Raw genomic sequence first — 17174 nt, 5'->3', positions numbered from 1 at the left:
TGAGACGATGTCCGTGGGAAGGGCAGGCACTCGGGAAAGGCAGCAGGAGCATGAGCGACTCCCAGCTCTGGGACGACGTCGACGACTACTTCACCAGCCGGCTCGCCCCGGATGACGAGGCGCTGCGAGCGGCCCTGCGGGAGAACGACGCAGCCGGTCTGCCGCACATCGCCGTCACGGCGGCGCAGGGCAAGTTCCTCCAGCTACTCGCCCAGGTGCAGGGCGCGCGGCACATCCTGGAGATCGGCACACTCGGCGGTTACAGCACGATCTGGCTGGCCCGGGCCCTGCCCGAGGACGGCAGGCTGGTGTCGCTGGAGTACAGCGCCCGGCACGCGGAGGTGGCCACCCGGAACCTCGCCCGGGCCGGCCTGGACCGGATCGCGGAGGTGCGGGTGGGCCCGGCCCTGGAGTCGCTGCCCAAGCTCGCCGACGAGAACCCGGCCCCGTTCGACCTGGTGTTCATCGACGCCGACAAGGCCAACAACGCGCACTACGTGGAGTGGGCGCTGCGGCTCACCCGCACCGGCAGCCTGATCGTCGTGGACAACGTGGTGCGCGCCGGCCGGGTCGTCGACGCGGGCAGCACCGAGCCCGACGTCGTGGGCACACGCGCCGCGATCGAGCTGATCGCCACGCATCCGAGGCTGAGCGGCACCGCCATCCAGACGGTCGGCAGCAAGGGCTACGACGGCTTCGCGCTGGCCCGGGTGCTGGACTGAGCCGCCGCCCCCCTCGCCGCCCGGCCGGGGCTCAGGCCTCGTGGTAGAAGCCGACGTTGACACTGCGCGGCGCGGTGCGGTCCTGGACGACGATCTCGCCGGACCCGCCGCGCGGCAGCGGTACGGTCGCGCCGTAGCCGAGGGGCTGCGCGTACTCCCCGACCATCAGCCGTACTTCGGACGACGGCTCGGCCTGTGAGCCGCGCATCCAGGTGAGTTGCCAGCCGCCGTCCTGGCCGCACAGGAACTCGAGATGGACCCGGGAGACGAACAGCCAGTCCTCCGGGGTGACCAGCCGGCACATGGACGCGTCGCGGCCGACCCGGAGCACGGCGCCCGGTGCGCTGGGCGCCTCGGCCATCGTCATGCCGGCCGTGGAGCCCGCGTCGGCCCCGGAGACGGTGGCCATGGTGAGTTCGAGCACGAGCGTTTCCCCCTGTACGACCAACTGCACGACCGTCGTTGTCCGGCGGCCGCGTCTGCGGACCGCCGCCGCATGATAAAACGCCCGGCCGGGCCGCGTCCGGCACAATGGGGTTCATGACCGAGCGAAAGCCACCGGGCGTGCCGTTCGAGTCCTGGGTCGACAAGCAGATCCGCGACGCGCAGGGGCTCGGTGAGTTCGAGCGGCTGCCGGGCACGGGTGAGCCGCTGCCCGCCGAGCTCGACTCCACCTACGACGAACTGTGGTGGATCAAGCGGAAGATGGCGCGCGAGGGCCTGTCCGTCCTGCCGCCCGCCCTCGCCCTGCGCAAGGAGGCCGAGGACGCGCTCGCGGCGGCCTACGCGGCGCCCTCCGAGCGGATCGCGCGGAAGATCATCGAGGACGTCAACGTCAAGATCAAGGACATGATGTTCAAGCCGCCGCCCGGTCCGCCGCTGGGCAGGAAGCCGTACGACGTCGAGGCGGTCGTACGCGAGTGGCGGCAGCGCAGGGCTGCCGCCAGGCGTGGTCCCTCAGATGTGTAGCAGGCGGTCGGCCAGTTCCCGGTAGTCGCGCAGAGCCAGCCTGAGCTGCTCGGTGTCGGTGTCCGAGCCGGGTCCACGGTCCTCGGAGGCCTCCCAGGACCGCCGCAGCGTACGGCGCCGCCGCTCCACGGCCTCTTCGAACCGCCCCGCGATCTCCTCCAGCATGTGATCGGCCTGTTCGACCGCGCCCCGGGGCTCGTCCACGAACCCGACGGCCAGCTGCCGCATCGCCTGCTCCCAGCGGTCGGTCTCGTCGTGGGGCAGCAGGGGGGCACCGGTGCCGGAGGGAGCGGGGGCCGGTGCGCCTCCGGCTGCGGTCGCGGGCCGACGCGCGCCGGCACCGCCGGGCGCCGTCGGCCAGGCGTCCGGTGCCGTGGACTCGGTGGTGTGCGCGTCGCGCGCGCTCACCTCACCGGAGGACGGAACCCCCAGCCCGTCGTCCGGCATCGGGCTCTCGTACGCCGTACCGCCCTCACCGGACATGCGCCTCTCACCAGGCATGCGGCGGCTCTCGCGCGGTCCCCCGCGCCCACTCGGCAACCCGCTCCCCGCGGGCATCCGCCCCTCACCCGGCGGCATACCCCTCACCCCCGGCCCCGGCCTCTCACGCCGCGCCACGGGCTCAACCGGCACCCCAGGCTCGATCGGCCCGCCCTCGCCCGGCATCCGGCCCTCATCCGGCATACGCCCCCTCCGACTCTCATCCGGCACGCGCTCCCCGCCCGACGGCATACCCCTCACCCCCGGCCCCGGCCTCTCACGCCGCGCCACGGGCTCAACCGGCACCCCGGGCTCGATCGGCCGCACGCCCTCGCCCGGCATCCGGCCCTCATCCGGCATGCGGCCGCCGCCCGGAACACGGCCCTCTCCGGGCATCCGCCGCTCGCCGGCGATACCGCCGACACCCGGCATCCGGCCCTCCCCCGGCATGACACCCTCGCCCGGCATTCCGCTCTCACCCGGCATCCGGCCCTCGCCCGGTGTGCCGGTCTCGGGCCTTGGCGGCTCTGTCCCGGGGCGGGCGTTCGTGGGGGCCGGTGGGTGTGGGGGCGTGTCCTCCGGGGTGAGGTCGTCGGCTGTCAGGCCGTCTCTGCCGGGGCCGACCGAGCCGGGGAGGCGGGACGTGGCGCCCGGCGGCGGTTCGCCGGGGAGGCGTTCCTCCGGCAGGGGGTCGCTCGGGACGGCCCGGCCGAGGGGCGTGTCCTCCGGGGTCCAGTCCTCGTCCGGCGGCCGACGGAAGCGGCCGGTGGGACGATCGTCGCCGGGGCCGCTCGTCCTGTCCGACATGATGCTCAACCCTCCTTCGCGTGGCCGGTGCCGGCGTGGACCGCGCGGTGGCGGCCGGTTTCCCGGGAGGGGTGGGTCAGGTCGTCGAAGAGGGCGCGGGCGCCGACCAGCGCCGTACGCATCTCCTCGGTCCCGGAGCCCGCCTCGGTCAGCCCGTCGCGCGCCCCGGCGCGGGCCACCCGGTGCACCTGCCGATAGCCGTCGACGTGGTCGGCGTGGTGCACGGACAGCGCGGCGAACTGCTCCTCGTAGCGCCTGCCGTCCGGGTAGCCGCGCGCTGCAGCGAGGTCCGCGAGCAGCTGGTCGGCCTCGGTCACCGCCTGCCGCGGGGAGTCGACGAAGTGTTCCTGTACGGCCGTCCAGCGGGCGGTGTAGTGCTCACGCCCTGCCGGGTCCAGTGGCCGTTCGAGCAGGTCGCCGTGGCGTTCGACGCGCTCGGCCAGCTCCTGTTCGGCGGCCTTGGTGTCCCCGCCGTAGCGGGCGACGGTCCGCTCGTACTCGGGTCCGAAGCGCCGCTTCAGGCCGGGGCCGCCGTGCCGTCCGCTGCCGCGCACCACCAGGGAGGTGGCCGCGGCGATGACCACGGCCGCCGCGATCACGACGAACACGATCATGCCTGTGGACATGGTTGCCTTCCGATCGGCCGGCCCAGGTGGCCGGCTCCCCTGCCGGGTGACCCGGAAGGGGAGCCACAAACGGTGGTCAGTCGGCGAAGCGGCGCAGTCCGGTCACCGACCAGACGGTGGTGATGCGCCCGTCCACCACCTCCAGCAGGTCGATCCCGCTCTTCTGGGCGCCGTCCGGCAGGGTCACGTACCAGCAGCAGGCGGTCCGGCCGAGCGCGCCGTCCACCGTCGGTGTGCCGTCGACGAAGAACCGCAGTCCGGGCTTCTCCTCGCGGAAGGCGGAGACCAGGCCGGCCATCCCGGCCGGGCCGTACACCTCGTCCATGACCGCCCCGCGCTCGGGGTCGTTGCCGAAGTGGATGCGGAAGCCGGGCGCGAGGAAGGCCTCCGGGTCGCTGAGGTCGCCGTTCCACAGCGCGGTCCAACGGTCGAAGAGGGCGATGCCGGCGGCACGGGTGAGGGCGCTTGTCTGCTGTGTCGTTGTCATGGGCAGCAGCCTCCGCCGCGGCCGCGACACCCCCCTGTCGGTGATTGCCGTCACATCCGTCCCACCGCCGTCGCCGCGTCGATCAGACCACCGTCGCCGCGTCGAGCGGTACGACGTCGGAGCCGAGCGTGTCGAGCGCGGCGAGGTCGACGGCCCGGTGCGGGGCCCGCTCGTCCAGGGCCGCCGCCGCGCGGACCCGGTCCAGCCGGAAGCCGCGCGGCGCGTCCCGCAGCCGGCACCAGCCGGCCAGATACCAGTGCTCCTCGCCCCCGAGGAAGCCGAGCGGTTCCACGTCCCGCGCGGTGATACGGCCCGCCGCGTCGGCGTACTCCAGGCGCAACACCCGGCCGGCCGTCAGCGCCTCCCGCAGCGCGGCGGGCACCACGGGGCCGGCGGGCCGCGCCGGGCGGGCGGGCGGGACGAGCAGCCGTACCCGCCCGGTCAGCTCCGCCGCCGCCGTCCGCTCCCGTTCCGGCATCACGGCCAGCACCTTGTGCAGCGCACTGCGCGCGTCCGCCGCGAACGGCGTCCCGGTCAGGGCGTGCAGGCCCACGGCGAGGGCGGTCGCCTCGGCCGGGGTGATGGCCAGCGGCGGCAGCGTCCGTTCCCGGTCGAGGACGTACCCGCCGCTGCGGCCCGGCTCGGCATGGATGGGCACCCCGGACTGCTGCAACGCGGCAAGGTCCCGCTCGATCGTGCGGACACTGACCTCGAAGCGCCGGGCGAGCGCGCGGGCGCTGCGGGGCCGGGGAGCGGCGGCGCGCAGCTCCTCGACGAGGGCGTAGAGACGGTCGGTGCGGTTCACGGCAGACAGTCTGCGGAAATTCGCTCGGCGGTGCAGCGCCGGCCGCCGACAATGGCCGCCATGACGTGGACGATCACTGCGGAACCGTACGACTCCCCGGTCGCCGCCGCGCTGTGGCGGGCGTACTACACGGAGGTCAGCGACCGCTGGTATCTGCTGCACGAGGGCCGCCCGACCGACCCCGACGAGCTGGAGCGGGGGATCGCGGCCACGACCGGCGCCGAACTGGCGCCGCCGACCGGCCAGTTGCTCGTCGGCCGGTACGAGGGTGAGCCGGCCGGCTGCGCGGGGGTACGGCTGCTGGAGCCGGACACGGCGGAACTGACCCGGGTGTTCGTGTACGAGCGGCTGCGCGGCCGGGGCGGGGCCCCGTTGCTGGTGGCGGCCGCCGAGCAGGCCGCCCGCGCCCTCGGCGCCCGGTGGCTGGTCCTGGACACGCGCAGCGACCTGGTCGAGGCCCGCGCCCTGTACGCCCGCCTCGGCTACGCGGAGACCGACCCGCACAACGACGACGTCTACGCCGAGCACTGGTTCCGCAAGGAGCTGGCGCTCAGCTGACCTCGGCGGTCGTCGCGTCGTGCGGCCGCTCGCGCTCGGTGCCGCACAGTTCGCCGGTGAGTTCCCTGACCAGCTGGGTCAGGTCGGTGGAACGGCCGGGCTGCCACCAGTCGCCGAGGAGCTCGGCGAGGGACTCCTCGCGGGCCTTGGCGAGGCGTTCGGCGACCACGCGGCCCGAGGAGGTCAAGTACAGGTCCAGGCCCCGGCGTTCGGCCAGCCGCCGTTCCTCGACCTGGCGGGCGGCGGCCAGGACGGCCTCCAGCGGGACGGGGCTGCGCTCGGCGAGCACACAGGGCTCGACGGAGCCGTACTTGCGGATGCGCAGCAGCAGCCAGCTGGCGGCGGGCAGCAGGTCGTACCCGGCCCGCTCGGTGATCGTCCGGTAGATCTCGCGGCGGCCCGCCCGGGTGCCGAGGAGGGACAGGGCCCGGCAGCACTCGTCGTAGGAGGACCGCTCGACCGGGTTGGGCGGGATGGTCTCTGAGGCGTCCGGCGCGGTGACCGAGCCGCGCAGCCGGTCCTCCTTCAGGAACCAGGCCAGCAGGAAGCCGAGGAGGGCGACGGGGGCGGCGTAGAGGAAGACGTCGGTGATGGCGGAGGCGTACGCGTGCAGGGCCGCCGGGCGCAGGGTGGGTGGCAGGGCGGCGATGCCGCGGGGGTCGGACTTGAGGGCGTTCGGGGACGTGCCCGGGGGCAGGCTCACGCCCCGGAAGGCGGCGGCGAGTTTGTCGCCGAGCCGGCTCGCGAACACCGTGCCGAAGATCGCCACGCCGAAGGAGGCGCCGATGGAGCGGAAGAAGGTCGCGCCGGAGGTGGCGACGCCCAGGTCCTCGTACGACACCGCGTTCTGCACGATCAGGACGAGCACCTGCATGACCAGGCCGAGCCCGAGGCCGAACACGAAGAAGTAGCCGCTCATCTCGGCGGTGGAGCTGTGTTCGTCGAGCCGGTGGAGGAGGAGCAGGCCGAGGGTGGTGACGGCGGTGCCGGTGAGCGGGAACACCTTCCAGCGGCCGGTGCGGCTGACGATCTGCCCGGAGATCGTGGAGGACAGCAGCAGGCCGACCACCATGGGCAGCATGTGCACGCCGGACAGGGTCGGCGAGATGCCGTGCACGACCTGCAGGAAGGTCGGCAGATAGGTCATCGCGCCGAACATGGCGAAACCGACGATGAAGCTGATGACGGCGGCGAGACTGAAGGTGCGGACGCCGAACAGCTTCAGCGGCAGCACCGGTTCGGCGGCCCGCCGCTCCACGACGACGAACGCCACGGCCAGCAGGACGCCCAGCAGGGCCAGCCCGACGATCTGCGTCGAGCCCCAGGCCCAGGTCGTGCCGCCGAGCGAGGCGACGAGGACCAGGCAGGTGGCGACGGACGCGATCAGGAGCGTGCCCAGGTAGTCGACGACGTGGTGCGCGGTGTGGCGCGGGATGTGCAGGGCCGCGGCGATCACCGCGAGCGCGACCACGCCGACGGGCAGGTTGACGTAGAACACCCAGCGCCAGCTCAGATGCTCGGTGAACAGCCCGCCGAGCAGCGGGCCCAGCACGCTGGTCGCCCCGAACACGGCCCCGAACAGCCCCTGATATCGCCCGCGTTCACGGGGCGGCACGATGTCGCCGACGATGGCCATCGACAGCACCATCAGCCCGCCGCCGCCCAGCCCCTGCAGCGCCCGGAACCCGATCAGCTCGCCCATGTTCTGCGCCATGCCGCACAGCGCCGAGCCGACGAGGAAGATCACGATGGCGGTCTGGAACAGCCGTTTCCGCCCGTACTGGTCGCCGAGCTTGCCCCACAGCGGGGTCGCTGCGGTCGAGGCCAGCAGATAGGCGGTGACCACCCAGGACAGGTGCTCCAGGCCGCCGAGGTCGCTGACGATGGTGGGCAGCGCGGTCGACACGATCGTCTGGTCGAGCGCGGCGAGCAGCAGCCCGAGGAGCAGGGCGCCGATCGGAACGAACACGTTGCCGGAGACGTGCTCGGCGGCCTTGATCTCCTCCTGCGTGGCGGGCGTGTCCAGGGCCATGGAGACCTCCCGGGACTCGAGGGCTCGGGTGCACCTTCCATCGTGGTCGGTGTCACCGTCCATGGCCTGTCGAGTCCCGCGTTTCCGGCGGCGGATGCGAAGAAGATGCGCATAGTGTCGGTAGTTCGTGAGGGGAGGGGCGAACACGTGAGTGAATCCGAGGGCCGCGGCTGCCCGCAGTGCGGTGCACCGAGGGGCCCGGACCTGAGCCCGTCCTGCGACTGCACCGAGCGCGCGGCCGCGGCCCTGCGCGAGACGCGTACGGCCGAGGCGGCAGCGGCGGAGGACTTCGATCCGCTGCGGATCCGGCCGTATGTGGAGGTCGAGGCGGTCGAGGCGGTCGAGGCGACGCTGCCGTTGCAGTACCCCGAAGGGGCGCGGGGCCGCGTTCGATATGCGGCTGCCGCCGCGTGGGCGCGACCAGCCACATCGGCGCCGCAGCCGGACGGCGACCCACCGCGGCCGAACGACGACGCCGTACCACCGCCGAACCGGCGCCGCGCTCGCCGCACCGTCCTGTTGTCCGTCGCAGCCGCGGGCACGGCGCTCGTATCGGCGGCCGGGTTCGCAAGTGGGGTGTTCTCGTATCACACGCCGTCGCGGGATCGGGCGGCCCCGGAGATCAGGGAGAGCGTCCCGGAGGTGAGCACACCGGCCCCGACGTCACCGCCGGCACCCTCGTCCCCGGCCCCGTCCCACCCGCCGGTGCCGCCGCCCGCCGCCTCGGCGAGACTCCCGAGCCCACCGGCGACGCCGACCACGTCACCGACGCCGACCACTTCCCCTGCTACGACCCGCCGGGCCTCCCCCACAGCGTCCGCCACCGCACTGACCACTCCCGCCGTCACCCCTGTGCTGCAGCGCGGCGACCATGGTGAGCAGGTGACCGAACTCCAGGAGCGACTACGGCAGTTGAACCTCTACGGCGACCAGGTCAACGGCAGCTTCACCCGCCCGGTGGAGGACGCCGTACGCAACTACCAACTGGCACGGGGTATCCAGGGCGACACCCTCGGCGTGTACGGGCCGGCGACCCGGAAGAGCCTGGAGGGGGAGACGTCCGAGCCCTGAGAGCCGTGAGAGCCCTCTGGAGGTCGACGGAGCGCCCCGTCAGCCGATGTGCAGCCGGATCGTGCCGTCACCCGTCGCCTCGACCCGTACGCGCGTAATGTCCGGCACGACCACATCAGGTCCGTGCAGACCGGCGCGGGGCCCGACCCCCACGACCGTCATCCCCGCGGAGCGCCCCGCCGCGATCCCCGCGCCGGAGTCCTCGAAGACCACGCAGTCCGCCGGATCCACGCCCAGCTCGGCCGCGCCCTTCAGGAACCCCTCGGGATCGGGCTTGCTCGCACCCACCGACTCGGCGGTCACGCGGACCTCCGGCAGCGGCAGCCCGGCGGCGTTCATGCGCGCGGTGGACAGCGCGACGTCGGCGGAGGTCACCAGCGCGTGCGGGAGCGCGCGCAGGGAGGCGAGGAAGGCGCTCGCACCGGGGATCTCGACCACGCCGTCGGTGTCGGCGGTCTCCTCGGCGAGCATGCGGGCGTTGTCGGCGAGGTTCTGCTCCATGGGCCGGTCGGGCAGCAGTACGGCCATGGAGGCGTGTCCCTGCCGGCCGTGGACGACCTTCATCACCTCGTCTCCGTCCTGCCCGTGCCGCTCGGCCCAGCGGCGCCAGATGCGCTCGACGACGGCGTCCGAGTTGACGAGGGTGCCGTCCATGTCGAGCAGGAGGGCGCGGGCGGTGAGGACGGTGGGCGTGGGGGTGGCCGTCATCGGGCAGCTCCAGGAACGTACGGACCCCGACAGGGCGGAATGAACCCCGTCAGGGAGGGACAAGGCGGCCCCGCCCGCCGGTCAGGGAAAACGGGCGGGAGCCACTTTGTTCCTCCACGGTACAAAACCGGGGGCGGATCCCGCCACCGCTCCCGAAAGGGTTCACCGACCGTTCAGCTCGGCCGGGCCGCACGGCCGGCGTTCCGACCACGCCTGCCCCCGAAGTTCAGCCCGCCACCGCCTCGTACAGACTCCACACACCCAGCGCGAGCATCAGCAGCGCCGCGATCTGGGTGATCAGCCGCAGCGGCACCTTCTTCATCAGGGCCTTTCCGCCGACGATGCCGAGTCCGGCGACGGCCCACAGGCCGAGCACGGCGCCGAGGCCGACGGAGATCGGGTCGTCGTAGCGGGCGGCGAGGTTGGCGGTCATGATCTGGGTGAGATCGCCGAACTCGGCGACGAGGATCAGCATGAAACCCGTACCCGCGACCTTCCAGAAGGACTGGTCGGCGGGCTTCTTGATCTCCTCCTCGTCCTCGCCCTTGCTCAGCAGCAGCATCGCGGCTCCGCCGAGGAAGAGGACGCCGGTGAGGGCGTGCACGATCCGCTGCGGCAGCAGGGTCAGCACGCTGCCGGCCGCTACGGCGAGCACGACGTGCAGCAGGAAGGCGGCGGCGACACCCGCGAAGACGTAGCTCGCGCGGTAGCGGGTGCCGAGGACGAGGCCGGCGAGCGCGGTCTTGTCCGGCAGTTCGGCGAGGAAGATGACGCCGAAGACGAGCGCCGTCACGGTGATGCTGATCAAGGTTCCTCAATCGGTCGGGGCTGCCCACCGAGAGTGCGGTACGTCACGCGATGACACCTCGGCACGGCAGCACACTCGGCGCCCGTGTCGGGGGGACACGGACGTGCACTGCTTGCCGAAGGTCTCGCTGGCGGTCCTCGAAAGACTCGAGGGCCCGCCTCCGGGCGCCGGCTCAGGCTGGCTGAGCAGTATGTCGACGGTCCGGCGAAGAGCTACTCCCCTTCTGCGCCCCCCATCGTAAGGGATACGAAGGTTCGGCCCCCAATTGCCGCCGTAAGGCTTGTTGTGTCATGCACGCGTCATTACCTTCTTACCGAGCGCTCACCTTCCGGCAACACGGGCTCGCGAGCATTTCCCCCGCCCGCGCCCAACATCCCCACGTCACAAGGGAGTTCGCATGCCCAGGTGCTACGCGCGTCGACGACTGAGCATAGTCGCCGCTCTTACCGGTTTCATAGCCTCCGCCGCCCTGTTCAACTCCCCGAGCGCCTCCGCCGCGCTGCCCACGCCGGTCAGCGCAAGCACCGCCCGCAGCTACCTCTCCCAGCTCACCGTGGCCACGGAGAACCGCACCGGCTACAGCCGCGACCTCTTCCCGACCTGGATCACCATCTCGGGCACCTGCAACACCCGTGAGTGGATCCTCAAGCGGGACGGCACGAACGTCGTCACCGACTCCTCCTGCGTGGCCAAGAGCGGCAGCTGGTACTCCCCGTACGACGGCGCCACCTGGACCTCCCCCTCCGACGTCGACATCGACCACCTCGTCCCGCTGGCCGAGGCCTGGGACTCCGGCGCGAGCAAGTGGACCACCGCGCAGCGGCAGGCCTTCGCCAACGACGTCACCCGCCCCCAGCTCCTCGCCGTCACCGACAACGTGAACCAGGCCAAGGGCGACCAGGACCCGGCGACCTGGATCCCGTCCCGGTCCGCCTACGTCTGCACCTACGTCCGCGCCTGGGTGCAGGTGAAGTACTACTACGACCTCTCGGTCGACTCCGCGGAGAAGACGGCACTGACGAACTACCTGGCGAGCTGCTGACCGAGCCGCCGCCGGCTGTCCGGTGCCGCTCGCCGCAGTGCCCGTTCCAGGGGGCTCGCCCCCTGGAACGACCGACATGGCCCGGCTGGACCGAACGACCTACACGGCCTGGCGCCGCATGAGGAACCCCGCAGCCGCGCCCGCGGCGAAAAGGGCCGCGAAGGAGACGGCGGTGGCCAGCCACGTCGCGCCGAGCCACTGGGCGCCGTAGTAGCCGAGGGCGACGCTGTACGCGGCCCAGGAGAGGCCGGCCAGGGCGGACCAGGGGACGAAGTCGCGGGCGCGGCGATGGGCGGCGCCGGCGCAGAAGGAGACCACCGAGCGGCCCGCCGGGGCGAACCGGGCGAGCACGACCAGCGCGCCGCCGCCCCGGGCCAGGGCATCGCCGAGACGTTCCTGCGCGGTGGTCAGCCGCCGGGAGCGCGCTATCGCCCGGTCCAGCCGCGCGCCACCCCGCCAGGCCAGGCGGTACGCCACCAGATCGCCGAGGACCGAGGCGGTCGCCGCGGCGAGGATCAGGACCAGGAGGTCCGGCACATTGTGCGGGACCTGGCCGGCCGCCGCGCCCGAGCCCGCCGCCGCTGCCGTACCCGCCGTGATGACGAGCACGCCGCTGGGCAGCACCGGCACGAACACGTCGAGCAGAACGGACAGGACGACCGCGGCATAGATCCACGGTCCGGCGGCCAAAGCCCCCACGTTCTCGAACACCACGACTCCCGTTGCTCCCCCGTTGACAGCCATACAGCGTACGCCCGGGGTGTGACAGAAGGGGCTAGGGGGGCGAACAAGGCGCAGGCGGGTTTCCGTGACCTCGGACACGCTCCGTCACCCGAACAGCGCACGCTGTGCGGCGGAGCCCCTCCGCATCCGTCGCAATAGAAGAGAGACCTGTCCGGAACATCAGGCACAACATCTGAACGAAGCAGCGCATAAGCGCAGAAAAAGGTGCACATCATGGTGGCAGCAGCCATATCCGCGGGCACCCTCGCCGCAGTCCTGTTCGCGACCGGGACCGGAAGCGCCCCCCATGCCTCCACGCTGGAGAACTACGGCGTGTTCTCCGCGCCGGCCGCGTCCGGCAAGTCGAGCGCGGTGGCGTACGACCGGGCCCTCGTCCCGGCGGGCGCCCTGATCCAGGTCCGGCAGATCACCGGGGCGAATGGTGTCACGACCGTCCAGCTGCGGGTGGCCGGCGTCAAGCCCAACCATCTCTTCGGGGTCCACATCCATCAGAAGGCCTGCGGCGCCGATCCCGCCGCCGCCGGCAAGCACTACCAGAACCACCCCGGCACGGACGCCTCCCACACCACCAAGGACAACGAGGTCTGGCTGGACTTCAAGTCCAACGCCAACGGGATCGGCAGCGCCGGCGCCAAGCACGCCTGGGCCTTCCGGAAGGGCCAGGCGGGCTCGGTGGTGATCCACAACGAGCCCGGCCTCAAGGGCAGCCGGGTGGCCTGCTTCACCGTGCCGTTCGGAACGTCGTAGGCGGGGCCGGCCGGAGCCGGGCGGCGCCCTCCCCCCTCGTGGCGGGGAAGGGCGCCGCGCCGGATCAGGCGGCTATCGGGGTCTGCTCGGTGGCGGCCCGGCCGTCCGCGACGGTGCGGCGGGCGACGAGCCGGTCGAGCCCGAAGGCGCCGGACCCGGTGAAGACCAGCAGGAGGAAGGCCCAGCAGAACTGGACCGACAGCTCGCCGCCGTTCTGGATGGGCCACAGCGCGGCCTGCTGGTGCACGTCGAAGTAGGCGAACGCCATCGAGCCCGAGGCGATCAGCGCGGCACCGCGGGTGCCGAGGCCGAGGAGCACCAGGCCGCCGGCGACCAGCTGGATCACGGCCGCGTACCAGCCGGGCCAGGTGCCGGCCGGGATCGTCCCGCCCTGGGTGCCGGCGGCACCGCCGAGGACGCCGAAGAGGGACGCGGCGCCGTGCACCGTGAAGAGCAGGCCTACGACGATGCGGAAGAGCCCGAGGACATAGGGCTGAGCGGAGTTGAGACGTGCGGTCATGAGGGGGGTTCTCCTCTTCGGTGTCGGTCTGACCGGCCGGGGACGTCCGAGTGGCCGGTCGCGGTGGGGGCGGCGGTACCGAATGAGGGACCCAGGTTAGGGCTACCTAATCAATGCTTGCAAGTTCAACATTTGGCCATAGGGGTGACTCCGCTTGCGGCTCCGCTTCGTGAAACGCCGCACGCAGGACGACCCGCGCGGCCGGCGTCGGCGCGCGGCAACGTGACCGATTCCCGTGCGGGTGCGCCGTGGCCGGTCGCACCCACGCGGCGGAACCGCCTGCCGAACAGGACCCCGCGCCTACGGGGCGCTTCGCGCCGACTGCCCCCGCACCTCCAGCCCCCCGAGCAGCTCCGCGGTGGCCTCGGCCACCGCGGCCACCGCGCGGTCGAAGACCTCGCGGTTGTGCGCGGCGGGGGCCCGGAACCCCGAGATCTTCCGCACGTACTGCAGCGCGGCGGCGTGGATGTCCTCTTCCGTGGCCTCACCGGGCAGCACGGGCGGACGCAATGTCTTGATACTCCGGCACATGCCCCCAGTCTCACGCACACTGCCCGCGTCAGGTGCGATGATCACACCGAAGGCGGCCACCGACTCACGGGGCCGACCGTCGAAAGGACAGCCTCATGGCGAACCCCCTGGCCAACTCCCCGGCGGAAAAGCGCAGTTTGGCCGTGCTCGGCCCCGGCGGCACCGGCGGGCTCCTCGCCGCCCTGCTCTCCCGCTCCGGACACCGCGTCGTCTGCCTGGCCCAGGACCGTACGGCCGACGCCCTGCGCCGTACCGGAATCACGGTCCACAGCCCGCAGTTCGGTGAGTTCACCGCGGACGTCGAGGCGGACACCGAGCTGCGCGAGCCGGTGGACGCCTGTCTGATCGCCGTCAAGCACACCGCGCTGGACGCCGCCCTCACCCGGGTGCCGCCCGAGGCTCTCGGGGACGCCCTGGTCGTACCGCTCCTGAACGGCGTCGAACACCCCGCCGCCCTGCGCTCCCGCTACCGCCCCGACCGGGTCGCCCCGGCGGTGATCCGCGTGGAGTCCACCCGGGTCGCCCCGGGGGTGATCGAACACGGCAGCCCGTTCACGGAGATGGACCTGGCCGGGGACGCCGTACCCCGCCCTCGTCTCGAGGAGTTCGCGGCCGCCCTCGTCTCCGCCGGTGTGACGGCCCGGGTGGTCGAGGACGAGACGGCGGCCCTGTGGGCCAAGATGGCGTTCCTCGCCCCCTTCGCCCTGCTGACCACGCGGTACGGCCTCCCGCTCGGCGAGGTCCGCACCCGACACCGGGCCGAGCTGGAGTCCCTGGTCGCCGAGACCGCCGCGGTCAGCCGGGCCTGCGGCGCCCCCGCCGACCCGGCCCAGGCACTGGCCCGGTACGACGCCTTCCAGCCCGGCGCCAAGTCATCCATGCAGCGCGACGCCGAGGCGGGCCGGCCGCTCGAACTCGACGCCATCGGCGGCGCACTGCTCCGCGCGGCCGACCGGCACGGCGTCCCGGCGCCGACGACGGCCCGCCTGGTCACCGAACTGCGCGCCGCCGGCCACTGAGGACGTGCGTCGGCTCAGTGGGTCGACAGCCACTGAGCCGACACCGGATGCACGGCGGCGAGCCCGCACGTGGTGATCAGCATGCCGGTGTTACGGCGGGCGGCACCGACCGCGGCATCGCCCAGCTGCGCGAGGCCCGCGACGATCAGCTGGAGTCCCTCGGCACGGTACAGCGGGTGCGCGACCCACGGGACCCCCGCCGCGCACTCACCCTCACCGGCCGAGTGACGCGGACCGGGGGCGCTTCCGAGGCCACCTGCCTTCTGGGGCCACCCGGCTTCTGGGCACCTGTTCGAGGCCACCCGTTCGGCTGAACCTCCCTCGGACCCCATGAACGAACTCGCCACTCAAAATCGAACAGGCGTAGCATTGCCATGTGGCTACGACCTATGAATTCCCCAGTGACCTCCTCGCCGGTCAGGAGGAGCTGCATCAGGTCCGGGCCGAGCTGTCGGCCCTGCTCAAGCGCCTGCCCTGGTCGGTCGAGCCGATGGACGGCTTCAGCGACGACACCGGCTGGCGGAAGGTGGAGCGGCCCGCGTCCCCGGGCTGGACGGCGGACGAACAGGCCGAGGTGGAGAAGCTGCGCCGCCGCGAGCACGAACTCGCGGTCTTCGTCAGCACACACCGCTTCTGGGCCGACGTCGCCGCAGCGGACCGCATGGACGCCCGCACCGGGCTCAAGCACGCACACGAGCGGTCGAGCGGAGGGGAATGAGAAGAGCCCCCGGCCGTGCGGCCGGGGGCTCCGTCGGTGGGCGCGGACGGTTTCGAACCGCCGACATCCTGCTTGTAAGGCAGGCGCTCTACCCCTGAGCTACGCACCCCGACATCCGGGCTGTGCGCCCAGGACGAGTCGACAGCCTACCTTGCCGGAGCCGGTGGGCGGCAAACCCGTGAGGCACCGGCGGACTCCGGCGACGGTTCCGTGTATGTGCAGCTGTCCGGCGTGCCCGACCGGGTGGACGCCTCCAGCGTCAACGGCGCCGTCACACTCGGGAAACCGAGGGCGCCGAGCGCGAACTGACCGGCCCATGTGTTTCGTCTACAACGGGTGGGAGAATGACACCACCCACGGCGGACCACAGCACGGGAGAGGGATGTGACGGCGACACCGGGCACGCCAGCGACGCGGACGTACCCGCCGTCGACCGTAAGGGCCCGGTCCGGGTCCACGGCCCTGCGCGACACCCTCACCCTGATCGGCCTGCCGGTCCTGGCCGCGCTCGCCCTGCCCGCCGCGTTCGCCGGCGGCGGCACCCGGCGCTGGTTCGGCGGCCGGGCGGAGAGCCAGCGGGCCGAGGCGCAGGCCGCGAAGGACGCCGCGGCGGCCGCGTTCTACGAACTGGACACCGCCCAGCGTGACCTGCGGATCTCCATCGAGACCATCACGGCCGTGGACGACTCGCCCGCCGCCCGCCGTGCCGTCACCGACTTCACGGCGCTCGGGCAGCGCATCGACGAGGCCAGCCAGCGGTACATCCAGGCCGTCGACGCCCATGATCTCGACCGGGACGACCTGGAGGCCTCGGCCGCCTCCCGGGCGCGCTCGGAGCTGACGACCGCCAAGGACGAACTGGTCCGGGTCAAACAGGAGCTGGACCGTTTCGGCACCTCGCTCGGGCCGCTGCTGGGCAAGGCCGAGACCCAGCTGGCCCGGCTGGCGCCCGCCGTGGAGCGGGCCCGGCAGGCGCTGCTCGGCGCGAGCAACGCCCTGGACGCCGTACGGGAGCAGGGGCTGCGGGCCGATGACCTGGCCGGCCGGCTCGCCGCGCTGTCTCCCGAGCTGACCAAGCTGAACCAGGGCGCCGGACAGCACGGCGTGGCGCAGACGGTGGAACGGGCCGAGCGGGTGCAGCGGGAGGCCGGGGCGATCCGGGCCGAGGCCGAGCGGCTGCCGGAGAAGGCCGCCGAGATCGATCACCGGCTGGTCAGCCTGCGCACCCGGGCCCAGGCGCTGACCACCAGGGCCGGGCAGGTGGACCCGGTGCTGAGCGAGCTGCGGCGCCGGTTCGCGGCCGCCTGCTGGCAGGACCTGCAGCACGTGCCCGCGCAGGCCGCGGAGAACGTACGGCAGGCCGAGCTCAAGCTCCGCGAGGCCCAGACGGCGCGGGACGCCCAGCGCTGGCCGGACGCCACATCGCTGCTGTCGACGGTACGGGCCCTGCTGAACACCACCGACGAGGCCGTGTCGGCCGCGGGTGAGCGGCTGCGGCGGCTGAACGAGGTACAGAAGGATCCGCAGGCGGAGATCGAGCGGACCCGGTTCGCGATCCGGGACGCCCAGCGGCTGGCCATGACGGGCCGTACGACCCCCGATCCCCGGCACGCCCGGCCGCTGGACGACGCGGTGGGGCGGCTGGAGCGGGCGATCGGTTCGCTGGAGACCGGGCGGCATCCCGATTTCTGGCACTTCCTGACCGAGACGGACGCCGTCCGGCAGACGGTGGCTCGGGTGGTGGCGCAGATCCGGGAAGAGCGCGGGGGGCACTGAGCGG

The 17174-nt window shown here is 72.8% G+C and carries 22 protein-coding genes and 1 tRNA gene; 9 read left to right on the top strand and 14 right to left on the bottom strand.

Annotated features, from left to right (window positions below; genetic code table 11):
• Positions 1-50 precede the first annotated feature (50 nt).
• Positions 51-722 carry an O-methyltransferase gene (locus SRB17_RS03960; protein WP_153534582.1) on the top strand — a complete coding sequence of 224 codons (672 nt, stop codon included), beginning with the start codon at positions 51-53 and terminating at the stop codon, positions 720-722.
• 31 nt (positions 723-753) lie between these two features.
• Here the strand turns inward: SRB17_RS03960 and SRB17_RS03955 are convergent, their stop codons facing one another.
• The gene (locus tag SRB17_RS03955; protein ID WP_323375112.1) at positions 754-1146 is read right to left on the bottom strand and encodes a hypothetical protein; all 393 of its coding nucleotides are present in this window, start codon (positions 1144-1146) and stop codon (positions 754-756) included.
• Between the two features lie 116 nt (positions 1147-1262).
• Here SRB17_RS03955 and SRB17_RS03950 point away from each other — a divergent pair, with 116 nt between their 5' ends.
• A complete protein-coding gene (locus SRB17_RS03950) occupies positions 1263-1691 on the top strand; it encodes a DUF1992 domain-containing protein (RefSeq protein WP_153534580.1) in 429 nt (142 codons plus the stop codon).
• On the opposite strand, the gene SRB17_RS03945 is transcribed toward SRB17_RS03950, so the two are convergent.
• From SRB17_RS03945 to SRB17_RS03930, 4 genes are all read right to left on the bottom strand, one after another.
• Positions 1680-2174, bottom strand: a complete 495-nt coding sequence (locus tag SRB17_RS03945) for a hypothetical protein (RefSeq protein ID WP_228395828.1) — start codon at positions 2172-2174, stop codon at positions 1680-1682. The genes SRB17_RS03950 and SRB17_RS03945 overlap by 12 nt on opposite strands.
• 809 nt (positions 2175-2983) lie before the next feature.
• On the bottom strand, positions 2984-3604 hold the full coding sequence (locus tag SRB17_RS03940; protein WP_194293891.1) for a hypothetical protein: 621 nt from the start codon (positions 3602-3604) through the stop codon (positions 2984-2986).
• A gap of 76 nt (positions 3605-3680) precedes the next feature.
• On the bottom strand, positions 3681-4091 hold the full coding sequence (locus tag SRB17_RS03935) for a nuclear transport factor 2 family protein (protein ID WP_153534578.1): 411 nt from the start codon (positions 4089-4091) through the stop codon (positions 3681-3683).
• A gap of 82 nt (positions 4092-4173) precedes the next feature.
• The gene (locus SRB17_RS03930) at positions 4174-4896 is read right to left on the bottom strand and encodes a YafY family protein (protein WP_323374934.1); all 723 of its coding nucleotides are present in this window, start codon (positions 4894-4896) and stop codon (positions 4174-4176) included.
• A 51-nt stretch (positions 4897-4947) separates the two neighbouring features.
• Here SRB17_RS03930 and SRB17_RS03925 point away from each other — a divergent pair, with 51 nt between their 5' ends.
• On the top strand, positions 4948-5454 hold the full coding sequence (locus tag SRB17_RS03925; RefSeq protein ID WP_153534576.1) for a GNAT family N-acetyltransferase: 507 nt from the start codon (positions 4948-4950) through the stop codon (positions 5452-5454).
• Here the strand turns inward: SRB17_RS03925 and SRB17_RS03920 are convergent.
• Complete coding sequence (locus tag SRB17_RS03920) at positions 5447-7486, bottom strand: MDR family MFS transporter (RefSeq protein ID WP_153534574.1); 2040 nt, start codon at positions 7484-7486, stop codon at positions 5447-5449. The two genes, SRB17_RS03925 and SRB17_RS03920, sit on opposite strands and share 8 nt — an antisense overlap.
• Positions 7487-8073: 587 nt before the next feature.
• Complete coding sequence (locus SRB17_RS47950; protein ID WP_323374933.1) at positions 8074-8310, bottom strand: hypothetical protein; 237 nt, start codon at positions 8308-8310, stop codon at positions 8074-8076.
• A 58-nt stretch (positions 8311-8368) separates the two neighbouring features.
• Here SRB17_RS47950 and SRB17_RS47945 point away from each other — a divergent pair, with 58 nt between their 5' ends.
• Positions 8369-8557 carry a peptidoglycan-binding domain-containing protein gene (locus SRB17_RS47945; RefSeq protein ID WP_323374932.1) on the top strand — a complete coding sequence of 63 codons (189 nt, stop codon included), beginning with the start codon at positions 8369-8371 and terminating at the stop codon, positions 8555-8557.
• 39 nt (positions 8558-8596) lie between these two features.
• Here the strand turns inward: SRB17_RS47945 and SRB17_RS03910 are convergent, their stop codons facing one another.
• Positions 8597-9265, bottom strand: a complete 669-nt coding sequence (locus tag SRB17_RS03910) for an HAD family hydrolase (RefSeq protein ID WP_153534570.1) — start codon at positions 9263-9265, stop codon at positions 8597-8599.
• A gap of 226 nt (positions 9266-9491) precedes the next feature.
• Positions 9492-10073 carry a TMEM165/GDT1 family protein gene (locus SRB17_RS03905; protein WP_153534568.1) on the bottom strand — a complete coding sequence of 194 codons (582 nt, stop codon included), beginning with the start codon at positions 10071-10073 and terminating at the stop codon, positions 9492-9494.
• Positions 10074-10470: 397 nt separating this feature from the next.
• On the opposite strand from SRB17_RS03905, the gene SRB17_RS03900 reads away from it, so the two are divergent.
• Positions 10471-11115 (top strand): HNH endonuclease family protein, encoded by a 645-nt coding sequence (locus tag SRB17_RS03900; protein WP_153534566.1) that lies wholly within the window; start codon positions 10471-10473, stop codon positions 11113-11115.
• A 99-nt stretch (positions 11116-11214) separates the two neighbouring features.
• Here the strand turns inward: SRB17_RS03900 and SRB17_RS03895 are convergent, their stop codons facing one another.
• A complete protein-coding gene (locus SRB17_RS03895) occupies positions 11215-11859 on the bottom strand; it encodes a VTT domain-containing protein (protein WP_153534564.1) in 645 nt (214 codons plus the stop codon).
• Between the two features lie 213 nt (positions 11860-12072).
• On the opposite strand from SRB17_RS03895, the gene SRB17_RS03890 reads away from it, so the two are divergent.
• Positions 12073-12606: a superoxide dismutase family protein gene (locus SRB17_RS03890; RefSeq protein ID WP_153534562.1), complete on the top strand. Its 534-nt coding sequence runs from the start codon at positions 12073-12075 to the stop codon at positions 12604-12606.
• A 64-nt stretch (positions 12607-12670) separates the two neighbouring features.
• On the opposite strand, the gene SRB17_RS03885 is transcribed toward SRB17_RS03890, so the two are convergent.
• Positions 12671-13126 (bottom strand): DoxX family protein, encoded by a 456-nt coding sequence (locus SRB17_RS03885; protein ID WP_153534560.1) that lies wholly within the window; start codon positions 13124-13126, stop codon positions 12671-12673.
• A 300-nt stretch (positions 13127-13426) separates the two neighbouring features.
• The gene (locus tag SRB17_RS03880) at positions 13427-13657 is read right to left on the bottom strand and encodes a DUF2277 domain-containing protein (RefSeq protein WP_153534558.1); all 231 of its coding nucleotides are present in this window, start codon (positions 13655-13657) and stop codon (positions 13427-13429) included.
• Positions 13658-13752: 95 nt separating this feature from the next.
• Here SRB17_RS03880 and SRB17_RS03875 point away from each other — a divergent pair, with 95 nt between their 5' ends.
• Positions 13753-14676, top strand: a complete 924-nt coding sequence (locus SRB17_RS03875; protein WP_153534555.1) for a ketopantoate reductase family protein — start codon at positions 13753-13755, stop codon at positions 14674-14676.
• Positions 14677-14690: 14 nt separating this feature from the next.
• Here the strand turns inward: SRB17_RS03875 and SRB17_RS03870 are convergent, their stop codons facing one another.
• Positions 14691-14978, bottom strand: a complete 288-nt coding sequence (locus SRB17_RS03870; protein WP_153534553.1) for a hypothetical protein — start codon at positions 14976-14978, stop codon at positions 14691-14693.
• A gap of 74 nt (positions 14979-15052) precedes the next feature.
• Here SRB17_RS03870 and SRB17_RS03865 point away from each other — a divergent pair, with 74 nt between their 5' ends.
• Positions 15053-15394 (top strand): hypothetical protein, encoded by a 342-nt coding sequence (locus tag SRB17_RS03865; protein WP_323374931.1) that lies wholly within the window; start codon positions 15053-15055, stop codon positions 15392-15394.
• Between the two features lie 37 nt (positions 15395-15431).
• On the opposite strand, the gene SRB17_RS03860 is transcribed toward SRB17_RS03865, so the two are convergent.
• Positions 15432-15503, bottom strand: a tRNA-Val gene (locus SRB17_RS03860).
• Between the two features lie 275 nt (positions 15504-15778).
• On the opposite strand from SRB17_RS03860, the gene SRB17_RS03855 reads away from it, so the two are divergent.
• Entirely contained in the window at positions 15779-17170 is a 1392-nt protein-coding gene (locus SRB17_RS03855) for a hypothetical protein (RefSeq protein WP_323374930.1), read from the top strand.
• The last annotated feature ends 4 nt before the right edge of the window (positions 17171-17174 follow it).

The organism is Streptomyces sp. RB17 (genome assembly GCF_009604455.1).
GTDB lineage: Bacteria > Actinomycetota > Actinomycetes > Streptomycetales > Streptomycetaceae > Streptomyces.
The sequence above is the reverse complement of the archived record's forward strand: the minus strand, read 5'-3'. Positions and strand labels throughout refer to the sequence as shown.